This is a genomic window from Thalassovita sp., from assembly GCF_963691685.1.
Taxonomy (GTDB): Bacteria; Pseudomonadota; Alphaproteobacteria; order Rhodobacterales; family Rhodobacteraceae; genus Thalassobius.
Genome location: NZ_OY829290.1, coordinates 178,315 through 191,485, shown reverse-complemented (window position 1 = coordinate 191,485; position 13,171 = coordinate 178,315). Strand labels below are relative to the sequence as shown.

14 protein-coding genes and 1 riboswitch are annotated in these 13,171 nt (G+C 62.0%); of the genes, 9 read left to right on the top strand and 5 right to left on the bottom strand.

Annotation, left to right across the window (positions count from 1 at the left end; genetic code table 11):
* Positions 1-153 precede the first annotated feature (153 nt).
* From dapE to rnr, 5 genes are all read left to right on the top strand, one after another.
* Positions 154-1,314 (top strand): succinyl-diaminopimelate desuccinylase, encoded by a 1,161-nt coding sequence (gene dapE / locus ACORLH_RS00850; protein ID WP_321830725.1) that lies wholly within the window; start codon positions 154-156, stop codon positions 1,312-1,314.
* Positions 1,311-1,736 (top strand): GNAT family N-acetyltransferase, encoded by a 426-nt coding sequence (locus ACORLH_RS00845; protein WP_321830724.1) that lies wholly within the window; start codon positions 1,311-1,313, stop codon positions 1,734-1,736. The genes dapE and ACORLH_RS00845 overlap by 4 nt, the downstream gene beginning before the upstream one ends.
* Positions 1,733-2,335, top strand: a complete 603-nt coding sequence (locus ACORLH_RS00840; RefSeq protein ID WP_321830723.1) for a TIGR04282 family arsenosugar biosynthesis glycosyltransferase — start codon at positions 1,733-1,735, stop codon at positions 2,333-2,335. Before ACORLH_RS00845 ends, ACORLH_RS00840 begins: the two co-directional genes overlap by 4 nt.
* A complete protein-coding gene (locus tag ACORLH_RS00835; RefSeq protein WP_321830722.1) occupies positions 2,328-2,579 on the top strand; it encodes a hypothetical protein in 252 nt (83 codons plus the stop codon). Before ACORLH_RS00840 ends, ACORLH_RS00835 begins: the two co-directional genes overlap by 8 nt.
* A 94-nt stretch (positions 2,580-2,673) precedes the next feature.
* Positions 2,674-4,938 carry a ribonuclease R gene (rnr, locus tag ACORLH_RS00830; RefSeq protein WP_321830720.1) on the top strand — a complete coding sequence of 755 codons (2,265 nt, stop codon included), beginning with the start codon at positions 2,674-2,676 and terminating at the stop codon, positions 4,936-4,938.
* On the opposite strand, the gene ACORLH_RS00825 is transcribed toward rnr, so the two are convergent.
* On the bottom strand, positions 4,935-5,354 hold the full coding sequence (locus ACORLH_RS00825; RefSeq protein WP_321830719.1) for a DUF1801 domain-containing protein: 420 nt from the start codon (positions 5,352-5,354) through the stop codon (positions 4,935-4,937). The two genes, rnr and ACORLH_RS00825, sit on opposite strands and share 4 nt — an antisense overlap.
* Before the next feature lie 17 nt (positions 5,355-5,371).
* Complete coding sequence (locus ACORLH_RS00820; RefSeq protein WP_321830717.1) at positions 5,372-6,232, bottom strand: LysR family transcriptional regulator; 861 nt, start codon at positions 6,230-6,232, stop codon at positions 5,372-5,374.
* 94 nt (positions 6,233-6,326) lie between these two features.
* Here ACORLH_RS00820 and ACORLH_RS00815 point away from each other — a divergent pair, with 94 nt between their 5' ends.
* From ACORLH_RS00815 to ACORLH_RS00805, 3 genes are all read left to right on the top strand, one after another.
* The gene (locus tag ACORLH_RS00815; RefSeq protein ID WP_321830716.1) at positions 6,327-7,316 is read left to right on the top strand and encodes an NADPH:quinone reductase; all 990 of its coding nucleotides are present in this window, start codon (positions 6,327-6,329) and stop codon (positions 7,314-7,316) included.
* Between the two features lie 156 nt (positions 7,317-7,472).
* Entirely contained in the window at positions 7,473-8,783 is a 1,311-nt protein-coding gene (locus tag ACORLH_RS00810; protein WP_321830715.1) for a lytic murein transglycosylase, read from the top strand.
* Positions 8,784-8,829: 46 nt separating this feature from the next.
* Positions 8,830-9,030: riboswitch (FMN riboswitch) on the top strand.
* 85 nt (positions 9,031-9,115) lie between these two features.
* Positions 9,116-9,562, top strand: a complete 447-nt coding sequence (locus ACORLH_RS00805) for a 6,7-dimethyl-8-ribityllumazine synthase (protein WP_321830714.1) — start codon at positions 9,116-9,118, stop codon at positions 9,560-9,562.
* Positions 9,563-9,635: 73 nt separating this feature from the next.
* On the opposite strand, the gene ACORLH_RS00800 is transcribed toward ACORLH_RS00805, so the two are convergent.
* From ACORLH_RS00800 to serB, 3 genes are all read right to left on the bottom strand, one after another.
* Positions 9,636-9,947: a hypothetical protein gene (locus tag ACORLH_RS00800; protein ID WP_321830713.1), complete on the bottom strand. Its 312-nt coding sequence runs from the start codon at positions 9,945-9,947 to the stop codon at positions 9,636-9,638.
* Positions 9,948-10,059: 112 nt separating this feature from the next.
* On the bottom strand, positions 10,060-10,821 hold the full coding sequence (locus ACORLH_RS00795; protein WP_321830712.1) for a TSUP family transporter: 762 nt from the start codon (positions 10,819-10,821) through the stop codon (positions 10,060-10,062).
* Between the two features lie 31 nt (positions 10,822-10,852).
* Entirely contained in the window at positions 10,853-11,728 is an 876-nt protein-coding gene (serB, locus tag ACORLH_RS00790) for a phosphoserine phosphatase SerB (protein WP_321830711.1), read from the bottom strand.
* Between the two features lie 252 nt (positions 11,729-11,980).
* Here serB and ACORLH_RS00785 point away from each other — a divergent pair, with 252 nt between their 5' ends.
* Entirely contained in the window at positions 11,981-13,129 is a 1,149-nt protein-coding gene (locus ACORLH_RS00785) for a phosphoserine transaminase (protein ID WP_321830710.1), read from the top strand.
* Positions 13,130-13,171: the final 42 nt, after the last annotated feature.

Below are 13,171 nucleotides of genomic sequence, written 5' to 3'. Positions count from 1 at the left end.
CGGATCAACCCGCTGAAGTAAGGGCCTCTTTCCATCTAACGGGCAAGTGTTGCATCCGCCCCCTGGCGATCAATTGATCCGTGATACCGGCGCAGGCAATTGCCCTTGCGGCCCAGACGCGCTAGCCCTTGGCCAAGCCTAAGGAGCCCTCTGATGTCGCAAACCCATCCCTCGCCCGTCTGTCCCGTCGATCTGTCGGCCAAACTGATCCAGTGCCCTTCTGTCACCCCGGTGGAAGGTGGCGCGCTGGTCCTGCTGGAGGATCTGCTGAGCGACGCAGGCTTCACCTGCACCCGGGTGGATCGTGAGGGCATTCCAAATCTCTATGCCCGCTGGGGCGACAAGGGTCATGCCAAGACCTTTGGCTTCAACGGCCACACAGATGTGGTGCCGGTCGGGGATGAGGCCGCCTGGACCAAACCGCCCTTCTGCGGTGAGGTTGAGGATGGCATCCTGTGGGGCCGTGGAGCGACGGATATGAAAACCGGTGTTGCCGCCTTTGCCGCTGCGGCCGTGGATTTCGTGCGCAACAAGGCGCCGGATGGATCGGTCGTGCTGACCATCACCGGGGATGAGGAAGGTGACGGCGATTTCGGCACCGTTGCATTGCTGGATTGGATGGATGAAAACGACGAACAGCTGTCCGTCTGCCTGGTGGGTGAGCCGACCTGCCCCAACCATATGGGCGAAATGATGAAAATCGGCCGCCGTGGGTCAATGTCGGCCTGGTTCACCTTCACCGGCAAACAGGGGCACGCCGCCTATCCGCATCGCGCCAACAACCCGCTGCCCGCCATGGCGCGGCTGATGGATCAACTGGCCAGCCATGAGCTGGATCAGGGCACCGATCATTTTGATCCATCCACCCTGGCGATCGTCACCATGGACACCGGCAACCCGGCCAACAATGTGATCCCGGCCAAATGCACCGGCGCGGTGAACATCCGCTTCAATGACACCCACACCGGGCAATCGCTCAGCGACTGGCTGCAGGCCGAAGCCAACAAAGTCACTGCCGAAACCGGGGTAGAGATCGACATGACGATCAAAATCTCCGGCGAAAGCTTCATCACCCCGCCCGGCCCGCTGTCCGATCTGGTGGCCAAAGCGGTGGAGGCGGAAACCGGCGTGTCGCCTGACCTCAGCACCACCGGCGGCACCTCGGATGCACGGTTTGTCAAAGCCCATTGCCCGGTGGTGGAGTTTGGTCTGGTGGGAAAGACCATGCATCAGGTGGATGAACGGATCGAGGTGGAACAGATCCACCAGTTGAAAGCGATCTACAGCCGCATTCTGGCGGATTACTTTGCATGACCTGGCAGATTGCCCAAACCGATGACCTGACCACCTGTTTCGCCCTGCGCCATGAGGTGTTTGTGCTGGAACAGGACGTGCCGGTAGCGGAAGAGCAGGACGAGCTGGACGCCACAGCCACCCATGTTCTGGCCACAGAAGGAGGCACTCCACTGGGCACTGCGCGCATCGTCTTCACCGAAGGAACGGCCAAAGTCGGCCGTGTCTGCGTGGTGCAAGCCGCCCGCGGCACCGGACTTGGCGCGGCGCTCATCAAAGCCTGCATCGCAATTGCCGGTGACACCCCGGGCATCCAGCAGGTCAAACTGGGCGCGCAACTGCACGCTTTAGGCTTCTATGAAAAGCTGGGGTTCACCGCTTTCGGCCCGGTCTATGACGATGCAGGAATCGATCACCGCGATATGAAGCTGGAACTGTCATGATCTCACAACGCCGGCCGCATCTGGTGGTCATGGTGAAGGAACCCCGCCCCGGGCGCGTCAAAACCCGTTTGGGCCGCGATCTGGGCATGACCACTGCTGCATGGTGGTTTCGCCATCAGGTGCAGGCGCTGCTGCGCCGGATCGAGGATCCCCGCTGGGACACGGTTCTGGCTGTCGCACCGGATGTGGAGGGTATGATGAGCCGGGTCTGGCCCGCGCATCTGCCGCGCATCCCGCAGGGACGTGGAGATCTGGGGGACCGAATGGGCCGCGTGTTTCTGACCGCACCACCCGGCCCGGTCTGCATCATCGGGGCCGATATCCCCGGCATCACCCCCGCCCATATCGCCCGCGCCTTTACCGCACTTGGCGATCACGACGCCTGCTTCGGCCCGGCGCCGGACGGTGGCTATTGGCTGGTGGGCCTGAAACAGGCCACCCGCCCACCGCGCAGCCTGTTCCAGAAGGTACGCTGGTCCAGCGAACACGCATTGGCCGACACAATGGCCAGTCTACCCGGCAAACGCATCGCGCTGGTGGACACACTGGATGATGTGGACACGCTGGCGGATTTGAAGGCGTTAAGAACAAATGCCTGACTATCAACTCACATTGTCAGTACTTAGCCGCGTCTTCCTCGAAATACGTGCCACAAGCAAAACCGAGAAAACCCGGATACTCTCCGACATTTTTCACAATGTGCCCGCCCTGATGGCAAGCGGCGCATCCGAAGAAGTCATCCGACTAGAGATTAACCAAAAAGCGCTGCGCCATGACGCATCCAAGGTGATTGACGGTTACTTTGTCCATGCGCGCAAAACTATCGGGCAAAGCACCGACTGAAATTGGGGCTTCCCTGTGTAGACCGTGTCCTCGTGCCTGAGTGTAATCAGCATAATCGCGTGACGCCCCTGCCCTGCCGTGCTACCTGCGCTTTATGAGCAAGCTGCCAACAAAGCCTGAGATTCTTGAATGGATTTCGGACAACCCGACCCTCACCTCGAAACGTGACATCGCCAAAGCCTTTGGCATCAAAGGCGCTGCGCGGATCGACCTCAAGCGCATGCTGAAAGAGCTGGAGGCCGAGGGCCATCTGGAAAAGCGCAAGAAAACCTTCCGCGATCCAGACAAGCTACCGCCGGTTTCGGTCATTCAGATCACCGAGGCGGACAGCGATGGCGATCTTTTCGCCCGCCCAATGGAATGGCAGGGCGAGGGGGCAGAGCCGAAGATCCTGATGGTATTGAGGGCCTCGGACCCGGCGTTGGGGGCGGGGGACCGTATCCTTGGACGGCTGAGTGAGGTCAAAGGTGAGGCCCATCAATATGAGGCCAAGCTGATCCGCCGCATCGGCACCAACCCGCATCGGGTGTTGGGTGTCTTCCGCAAATCCGCCGAGGGGGGCCGGATCCTGCCCATCGATAAAGGCGACCAGAAAGAATGGCTGGTCCCTGCCGGTGCCACACATGGCGCTAAGGAAGGCGAGTTGGTCGAAGCAGAACAGGCCGGTCCGAAGGGCCGCATGGGCCTGCCACGGGCCCGCATCGTTAGCCGGCTGGGCGATCCCAGCGCCCCCAAGGCCGTGTCGCTGATCGCCATCCATCAGCACGGGATCCCCGATGATTTCCCCGATGCGGTGATTGCCGAAGCCGATGGCAAGAAACCCGCCGTCCTGACCGGGCGCGAAGACATGCGGGACATGCCGCTGATCACCATCGATCCCGCCGATGCCCGCGATCACGATGATGCCTGCTGGACGCATGCCGATGACGACCCCAAGAACAAGGGCGGCTATGTCATCTGGGTCGCCATTGCGGATGTTGCCCATTACGTCACCCCCGGCTCAGCCTTGGATCGCGAAGCGCGCAAGCGCGGCAACTCCAGCTATTTCCCCGACCGCGTTGTGCCGATGCTGCCGGACCGCCTGTCGGGCGATCTGTGTTCCCTGCACGAAGGCGTGCCGCGCGCCTGTCTGGCCGTGCGGATGCAGATCGACGCCAGCGGCGAAAAGATCGGCCACCGCTTTGTGCGGGGCTTGATGCGCTCGGTCGCGTCGCTGAACTATCAGGAGGTGCAGCGCGCCCGCGATGGGGACGTGAATGAGAAGTGCGCGCCCCTTATGGATCAGGTTATTGATCCGCTTTACGAGGCCTATGATCTGCTGGTCAAAGCCCGTGCACGCCGCCAGCCGCTGGATCTGGACCTGCCCGAACGCAAGGTAGTCCTGTCCGATGCGGGTGAGGTGCTTAGCGTCAATTTCCGCGACCGTCTGGATGCACATAAGCTGATTGAGGAATTCATGATCCTCGCCAATGTGGCGGCGGCAGAAACTCTGACGGCGAAGAAGTCACCGCTGCTGTTCAGGGTGCATGAAGAGCCCAGCGTCGAGAAGCTGGACGCCCTGCGCGAAACGGCTGAGACCTCGGGCCTGACGCTGGCCAAGGGGCAAGTGTTGCAGACCGCGCACCTGAACCGCCTGCTGACAGCAGCCAAAGACACCGACTTTGCCGAGCTGATCAATATGGCAACGCTGCGGTCGATGACGCAGGCCTATTACAGCCCGTCGAATTTTGGCCACTTCGGGTTGGCGCTGCGCAGCTATGCGCATTTCACTTCCCCCATTCGCCGCTATTCGGATCTGATCGTGCACCGCGCTCTGGTCTCGTCACACGGCTGGGGGGACGATGGGCTGACAGCGGCTGACAGCGAAGATCTGGAAAACACAGCCAATCACATCAGCGAAACCGAACGTCGTTCCATGATGGCAGAACGTGACACCACAGATCGCTATCTGGCGGCCTTCCTGTCTGAACGGGTGGGCAATGAGTTTGCAGGCCGGATCAGTGGCATTGCGAAATACGGCGCCTTTGTCCGGCTGGATGACACCGGCGCGGATGGTCTGATCCCGGTCCGTTCGCTGGGCAATGAATTTTTCCACTTTGATCGCGAGAGCGGCACGCTGATGGGGGTCGATAGCGGCTTTACCCTGTCGCTGGGCCAGAAGGTCACCGTGAAACTGACCGAAACCGCGCCGATCTCAGGCTCCGTCGCGCTGGAACTGATCTCGGTCGAGGGGGACGAGGTGCCACGGTCAGGCCGCGGCGGGGGCCATCGCAAAGGCCGCCCTGGCAAGCGTCAGCTGAACCGCGCCAAGAAGAAATCCGCCAAGGTTCAGCGCAAGGTCAAACGCACCCGCCGCTAGCCCTGCGGCAGGTGATAGGTCAGCGCGTGGCGGATCAACACACCGTGGCGCGCTGGCGTGATCTGTTCCGCGCGTTGAAACAACACGGCGCGGTTACCCTCAATCTGGTCCTGCCCCGGAAAGGCCTCGGCAAAATCACGGATGATGCTGGTCTGACAATGGGCATAGAGGGCAAAACCGCCTGTTTTGGGCACCCCCAATCGCAGGGTTGAACCCGCCTTTGATTTGGGCGTCAGATAGGCGGGCTGACCCCATTTCAGACATTCCTCAACCGAGCCGACCCGAGGCAACTCTGCCGCGATGGTCAGGATCAGATGGCGCAATTCCATCAGCCCTGCACGCGCGTCCGGTTCAAACGCCTGAAAGGCCGCAGCCACCGCAGGATCGGCAAAGGGGTGATCTGTCACAACATCCATATCCCGACCCTAAGGTGCTAGCGCGCGCCGGGCAATTGCTGGGCCAGCACCTCACGTAGGACCACGGCCACCTGATCACGGCGGGGATCGCGCCCATGCAGCCCCAACGCCAGGGTCGGCAGCGGATAGGCCCGCATCAGCGCACGGTTGATCCGCACCCCTGGCCCCAAGCTGGAAGCCCCCAAAACCGTCACCCCCAGCCCAGAGGCCACCGCGCTGCGGACATAGGCCACACTGCCTGCCGTCAACACATCCCGCGCCCGCCCCCGCGCAGGCCCCAAGGCGGCCTCAGCCGCGGTGCGATAAATGCAGGGGCCCTGCATTAGGCACAGGGACAGCGGATCCTCTGGGGTTTGTGCCACTGCCTCTTCACCCTCAATCCAGACCATCGGATCCTGTCCAACCGGCAGGGATCCGTCAGCCTCGGGGTCATGCAGGGCCAGCGCCAGATCGATCTGGCCATCCTTCAACGCCTGCATCAACCCGCTGCTGAGGCCAACGCGGAACGACAGCTCAGCCCCCGGCAAATGCCGTTCCATCGCCTGCAACAACTCGGGCATCCGATGTGGGGCAAGGTATTCCACCACCCCGATCCGCAGCGCCCCGGACACCACCGGCGCCCGCATATCCGCCATCAGCCGCTCACTTGCCTGCAACATCTGCTGCGCTTTCGGCATCAGGCGACGCCCGGCCTCAGTCAGCTGCACATCACGGCTGTTGCGGGACAGCAGGCTTTGGCCCAGGGCCTCCTCCAACTTGCGGATTCGCACCGAGATCGCCGATTGCGACCGTCCCAGCCGGGCGCCGGCCTCCGTAAAATTCTGCACTTCAGCCACGGTGGTGAAACACCGCAGCAGGTCGAGATCAATATCCTGCATGTAGATTTGATATTCACATCCTCAGCATTCAATCAATTCATTTCTTTTATGCTGAACCAGCCAGTACAAAGTGGCAAACCACAAGGAGAGTGCCATGCGCGCCATCACTTACAGCAAATTTGGCCCCGCGGCCGAGGTCCTGACCCTAAGCGATCTGCCCACCCCAACCCCCGAAGCGGGCGAAGTGCTGGTGCGCCTGAAAGCCTCGGGCGTGAACCCCTCAGACGTCAACGCCCGCTCCGGCACCCGCCCCGGCGTGACCGAGCCACCCTACCCCCGCATCATCCCCCACAGCGATGGTGCCGGTGTGATCGAAGCGGTGGGGGCTGATGTGGATCCCTCCCGCATCGGTGAACGGGTCTGGATCTGGAACGGCCAATGGCAGCGCGCCTATGGCACCGCCGCCCAATACATCGCCCTGCCGCAGGATCAGGCCGTGACCCTACCCGACAACATCAGCTTTGCCGAAGGCGCGGTGCTGGGCATTCCGGCAATGACCGCCACCTACTGCGTGTTGGGCGGTGGGGATGTGGCTGGCAAAACCCTGCTGATCAGCGGCGGTGGCGGCACTGTGGGCCGTCTGGCCGTGCAGATCGCCAAAGCCTCCGGCGCCAAGGTGATTGCCACGGCAGGCAGCCCCGCCCAGCAGGAAGCGGCGCGTCAGGCAGGCGCGGATGCGGTGATTGGCTACAATGACCCCGATCTGGCCGCCGCGGTTCTGGCCGCCAACAACGGCCAGCCGGTGGATCAGGTTGTGGAGGTTGAATTTGGCCCCAACGCCGAAATGATCACCGAAGTGATCGCACCGCGCGGCCGCATCGTCGCCTATGGGTCCGCCAAAGATCGCGCCCCCACCCTGCCTTTCTATCCGCTGATGTTCAAAGGTGTGACCTTGGAAATGGCGCTGGTCTATATCCTGAGCGATGCTGAGCGCCGCCAATGCGAAGCACAGCTGAACGCCCTGCTGGAAAAGGGCGCGCTGGACATGCGCATCGCCCATGAGCTGCCGCTGGTGGACTGCGCCAAAGCCCATGACATTATCGCCAGCGGGGACCGTGCCGGTTCCGTGATCCTGACGATCTGAGGCACTGCACCTCAGCACATTCTTGCCTTTTGACAGGGCGGCGGGGTCAAAGACTTTCCGCCGCCCTTGCCGCAGGCTATCCTCAGCCCCAAGTTCTACCACAGAACACCGCACCCCAAGGCACAACTCCGGGGGCCACAACACAGGGCAGATGCAATGAAACAACTGGCACAGACCAGCCTGCGTGCTGGCGCATTTCTCCTATCACTTGCGGCCACATCGGTGGCGGCGATGCCGGTGGACAATTCCCTGCGCCCGCAGGCCCGGCCGGGGTCCGGCGTGGGATCGGCAGTGCCCAGCTCTTCGCAGGCCCTGCCCGTCATTCCCGCCGCCAGCCGCGCCACCGAAGCCGGGTTTCAGCGCTGGATCCGCAATTTTCAGCCCCGCGCCCGGGCGGCCGGGATTTCCGATGCCACCTTCCAGCGCGCCTTTCGCGGCGTCACGTTCAATGACGAGGTGATCGAACGCGACCGCAACCAGAGTGAGTTTACCAAACCCATCTGGGACTATCTGGACAGCGCCGCCTCGGACAAACGGATCAAAAACGGCAAGGCCGCGCTGCGCCAACATCGCCGCGTGCTGACCCAGATCGAACGCACCTATGGTGTCGACAAAGAAGTGGTGGCGGCCGTCTGGGGCTTGGAAAGCGCCTATGGTGAATACCGCGGTGACCACAATATGATCGAGGCGCTGGCAACCCTGGCCTATGACGGGCGGCGCGGTCGCTTCTTTGAAAAACAGCTGATTGCGGCGCTGAAGATCCTGCAATCCGGTGATACAACAGCCGCCAAGATGAAGGGCAGCTGGGCCGGGGCCATGGGCCACACCCAGTTTATTCCCACCTCTTATCAGGCCTTTGCCGTCGATTTCACCGGCGACGGGCGGCGCGATATCTGGTCAGACAACCCCGCTGATGCATTGGCCTCTACCGCCGCCTACCTCAAAAAACACGGCTGGGTCTCCGGCCAGCCCTGGGGCGTCGAGGTCAGGTTGCCACGCGGGTTCAATTACAGCCTCGCCAGCAAGAAGATCACCAAATCCCCGGCAGAATGGGCCCGTCTGGGAGTGAAAGACACCCAAGGCCGCGCGGTGCGCAACTACGGGCAGGCCTCAATCCTGCTGCCCGCCGGTCACAAAGGCGCGGCCTTTATGATCTTCAAGAACTTCAAAGTGATCTCTCGCTACAATTTCGCCACCTCCTATGTAGTCGGGGTGGGGCACCTCTCGGACCGGCTAAAAGGGGCAGGCCCCATCGCGGCCGATTGGCCCCGCAACGACAGGGTGCTGAACCGGGCGGAACGCAAGGAAATGCAGGCACTGCTGACCAAGGCCGGGTTCTCCACTGGCGGTGTCGACGGCATGGTCGGGCCGATGACCCAACGCGCCATCCGCGCCTATCAGGCGGCGCGCGGCGATGTGCCGGATGGCTTTGCCTCCCTGTCCCTGCTGAAAAAGCTGCGGCGCTAGCGGCTGCATTTCCTCTTTCTTTTTGCGCCAGCCTCTGCCAGTTTGCGCCCGTTCTCAGGGCGGGGTGAAATTCCCCACCGGCGGTAACGGGCCAGCCCCGAAGCCCGCGAGCGGCCTTCAGAGACGCGTCCACGTCCCGAAAAGTGGGAACCGGTTTTCGGATAAGATGTGGAGCTTCAAAAAGGTGACAGCAGATCTGGTGCAACTCCAGAGCCGACGGTCATAGTCCGGATGGAAGAGAGCGACAGCAAGGCCCCACCCACAGGTGAGGTGCCTTTCCTGTTCGTGACAACGCCTTGGGGGGATGTGTCGAGATAGGAAAGGACCATGACATGACATCCACCCGCTACGCCTTCATCAAGGCCAACTGGCATGCCGATATCGTTGATCAGGCATTGGCCGGTTTTTGCGACGTGATCCCCGCCGCACAGGTTGATGTGTTCGACGTGCCCGGCGCCTTTGAAATGCCGCTGCTGGCCCGCGATCTGGCCGAGTCCGGTCGCTACGCCGCCGTGGCCGCCGCCGCGCTGGTGGTGGATGGTGGCATCTACCGCCATGATTTTGTCGCCCAGGCCGTGGTCGACGGGCTGATGCGCGCGGGCCTGGACAGCGGCGTGCCGGTGCTGTCGGTCTCCCTGACGCCGCATCATTTCCAGGAAACCGATCACCACAAGGCGATCTACCGCGAACACTTCGTCGAAAAGGGACGCGAGGCGGCCCGCGCCGCACTGATGATCGGCCAGACCCGCGCCGGGTTGAACGCAGAAAAAGCCGCCTAAGCGCCTTTCAACGTTCCAAAAATACTCAAAAAAATTCCCCTGCCCGCCCCATGTGACGGGCAAGGGGTCGCGATCACATTTCCATCGCCTCGGCCACTTCAACGCTGCCGCCATCGCTTAAGATCGGGCAGCCCCGCGCCATGCCCACCGCCGCATCGTGATCGGCAGCGGTCACCAGCGTGTAGCCCGACACCGGGTTGGCGCCACCATCGTCTGTAACACCGCTGGCACTGACGGTTTTGGATGGCCCTGCCGGGTTGCCCATATCAACAACCGCTGATCCCATCCCTTCCAGCCAGGCGGTCCAGGCCGCCATGACTTTGGCACCTTCCTCCGGGCTCTCCGGCGCCGATCCACCGTGGTAGATAAACATGAATTTTGGCATATCTGGTCCTCCTTCAAGGGCAGAGTCGCGGGCGCCTTCCCTCACAGGCGCCCATCCCCATCCTTGCCCGATTCCCGGAAATCACCAAATCAACCGCGCGTTAGGCCTTGGGTCAGACCATTTCCCACAGGAGTTTTGCCGCCAGGCTGAGGGAGGTGATCACCAGCAGCGGTTTGATGACCTTCGCCCCCTGTTTCAGCGCCATCTTGGCTCCCAACCGGGCGCCCGCGATCTGCACCACACCCATCGCCAGCCCCAACAGCCACAGCGGCTGCGCCACCAGCGCAAAGGCCAACAGCCCGCCCACGTTTGAGGCAAAGTTCAGCAGTTTGGTATGCGCCGTCGCTTTCAAAATGCCGTAGCCCGACAGCAGCACAAAGGACAGCATGTAGAAACTGCCTGCCCCCGGCCCCAGCAACCCGTCGTAGCCCGCCACCAGCGGCACCGCTGTCAGGGTAAAGACCAAAGGTGACAGGCGTCGGGTGCGATCACTGTCATCCAGACCGGGGCGCAGCGCAAAGAACAGCGCAATGCCGATCAGCAGAACCGGCAGGATCAGCCGGATCCATTCGGTTGGCAGCACGGTGACCAGCAACGCCCCCCCAAAGGAGGCTGCTGCTGCCAGCAGTGCCGCGGGCGCCTGCGCCTTGGGATCTACATGGCCGCTGCGGGCATAGGAAAACGCGGCTGTGCCAGCGCCAAACATGCCTTGGATCTTATTGGTGGCCAGCGCCTGCACCGGCGGCACGCCCGAGAGCATCAGCACCGGTAGCGTGATCAACCCGCCGCCGCCTGCAATGGCATCGACAAACCCCGCAGCAAAAGCGGCCGCCAGCAGGATTGCCAGCACCTCGGCACTGAATTCAAAAAACATGGAGGTCTCGATCTATGTCAGAGTGGTCAGGTCAGGCTGCGAAATCAGCGCGGGCGTACCCTTGCAGAAACAAGAGCGCCGTCAAGTCACCATGATTGATCCGGATATCACATTGCGCCGCGACCGAAGGTTTTGCATGCAGCGCCACACCGCTGCCCGCCCGACCCAACATGCCCAGATCATTGGCCCCGTCGCCAACGGCGATCACATCCGCCTCGCTCAGGCCCAGCTTGGCGGTGATACGTTCCAGCTGGTCCACTTTGGCCTGTTTGCCCAGAATTGGACGGCCCACATCACCGTTCAGCGCGCCATCCTCAACGATCAAAGTGTTGGCGTGGTTTTCGTCAAAGCCCAGTTCCGCCGCAACCTTGGCGGTGAAGGCCGTGAACCCGCCCGAAACCAGCGCCGCGTAGCCGCCGTTGGCCTTCATCGTCGCCAAAAGCGCCTTGCCACCGGGCATGAAGGTGATGCGCTCGGCCAGCACCTTTTCGATGATCGCTTCGGGCAGACCTTTCAGCAGGCCAACACGCTCCAGCAGGGCGCCTTCAAAATCCAGCTCACCGTTCATCGCCCGTGCGGTGATTTCGGCCACACGTTCCCCGATGCCAGCCTCTGCGGCCAGTTCATCGATGCATTCCTGCTGGATCATGGTGCTGTCCATATCCGCCAGCAGCATCTTTTTGCGACGCCCCGCAAGCGGCTGCACGATCAGATCTACGCCCAGATCCTGCAGGTCCTGCCAGACGTCCCACTGATTGCCGGGCTGTTCGGCCAAGGTGAATTCTGCCGCCTCATCCGCCGACAGCCAGACCGCATCGCCGCCACCCCAGGCATTGCGCAGGTTTTCGACCAGCGCAGGGTCCAGTTTGGTTTTGGCAGGGTTGGTCAGCAGGGTGGCAATGAACATGGGTCAGAATCCTGAAGGTAAGGCCGTGTTACAGGCCGCTTAGCCCATGTGCCGCATGATTTCCAGCATCACAGCACTGGTTCCATGGGCAAGAAACCGAAGTTTCCGATCGTAGACATTTCCGTCGCAACGACTCAGCAAAATGCCGCTTTTGGATCATTTTCCCGGTTGCTCGCCGCGGTGCAGCGCTCTATCTCGGTCCGTGGGACACCTCTCCCCAACGAGAGGCATTTATCTGGAAGGATAGCAGTAATGGCTACTCACGCTCCGGCCACGCGGCCGGCCAATCCGCGTTTTTCTTCGGGCCCCTGTGCCAAAATCCCCACATTCTCGCTGGATAAACTGTCGGACGCCGCCCTGGGCCGTTCGCACCGCGCAGCTGTTGGCAAGACCAAGCTGAAAGATGCCATCGAAGGCACCCGCGAGATTCTGGGCATCCCCGCAGACTACAAAATCGGCATCGTTCCCGCATCGGACACCGGCGCGGTTGAAATGGCCCTGTGGAACCTCTTGGGTGCCCGTGGCGTGGAAATGCTGGCTTGGGAAAGCTTTGGCGCGGGTTGGGTGACCGATGTGGTCAAACAGCTGAAAATCGACGCCGAGGTGAAAACCGCCGACTACGGCCAGATCGTGGATCTGGCGACCGTTGATACCAAGAACAACGATGTTGTCTTTACCTGGAACGGCACCACCTCGGGCGTACGTGTCCCGAATGCGGACTGGATCGCGGATGACCGCGACGGTCTGACTATTTGCGATGCCACCTCGGCCGCGTTTGCGATGGACCTGCCGTGGGACAAACTGGATGTGACCACCTTCTCCTGGCAGAAGGTGCTGGGCGGCGAAGCGGCGCATGGCATTCTGGTGCTGAGCCCGCGTGCGGTGGAACGTCTGGAAAGCTACACCCCGGCATGGCCACTGCCGAAAATCTTCCGCCTGACCAAAGGTGGCAAGCTGATTGATGGCATCTTCTCGGGCGCAACTATCAACACGCCGTCGATGCTGGCGGTTGAGGATTATCTGGTTGCACTGGACTGGGCCCGTGACGTGGGTGGCCTGCAGGGTCTGAAGGACCGCGCCGACGCCAACGCGCAAGCCGTATTTGACTTCTGCGACGCCCGTCCGTGGATCGCCAACCTGGCCGAAGATGAAGCGACCCGTTCCAACACCTCGGTCTGCCTGAAGTTCGACGATGCGCGCATTCAGGACGGCGCCGCCTTCGCCAAGGCTGTGGCCAAACGTCTGGAAGCGGAAAACATCGCGCTGGACATTGGCGCCTATCGCGACGCGCCGGCCGGTCTGCGCATCTGGTGTGGTGGCACGGTGGAAACCGCTGACATCGCCGCGATGCTGCCCTGGCTGGAATGGGCCTTCGAGGCCGAGATCGCCGCACAAGGCTAAATCTATCTGAGCCCGGCCACAGGCCGGGCCCCTTCCCCTATT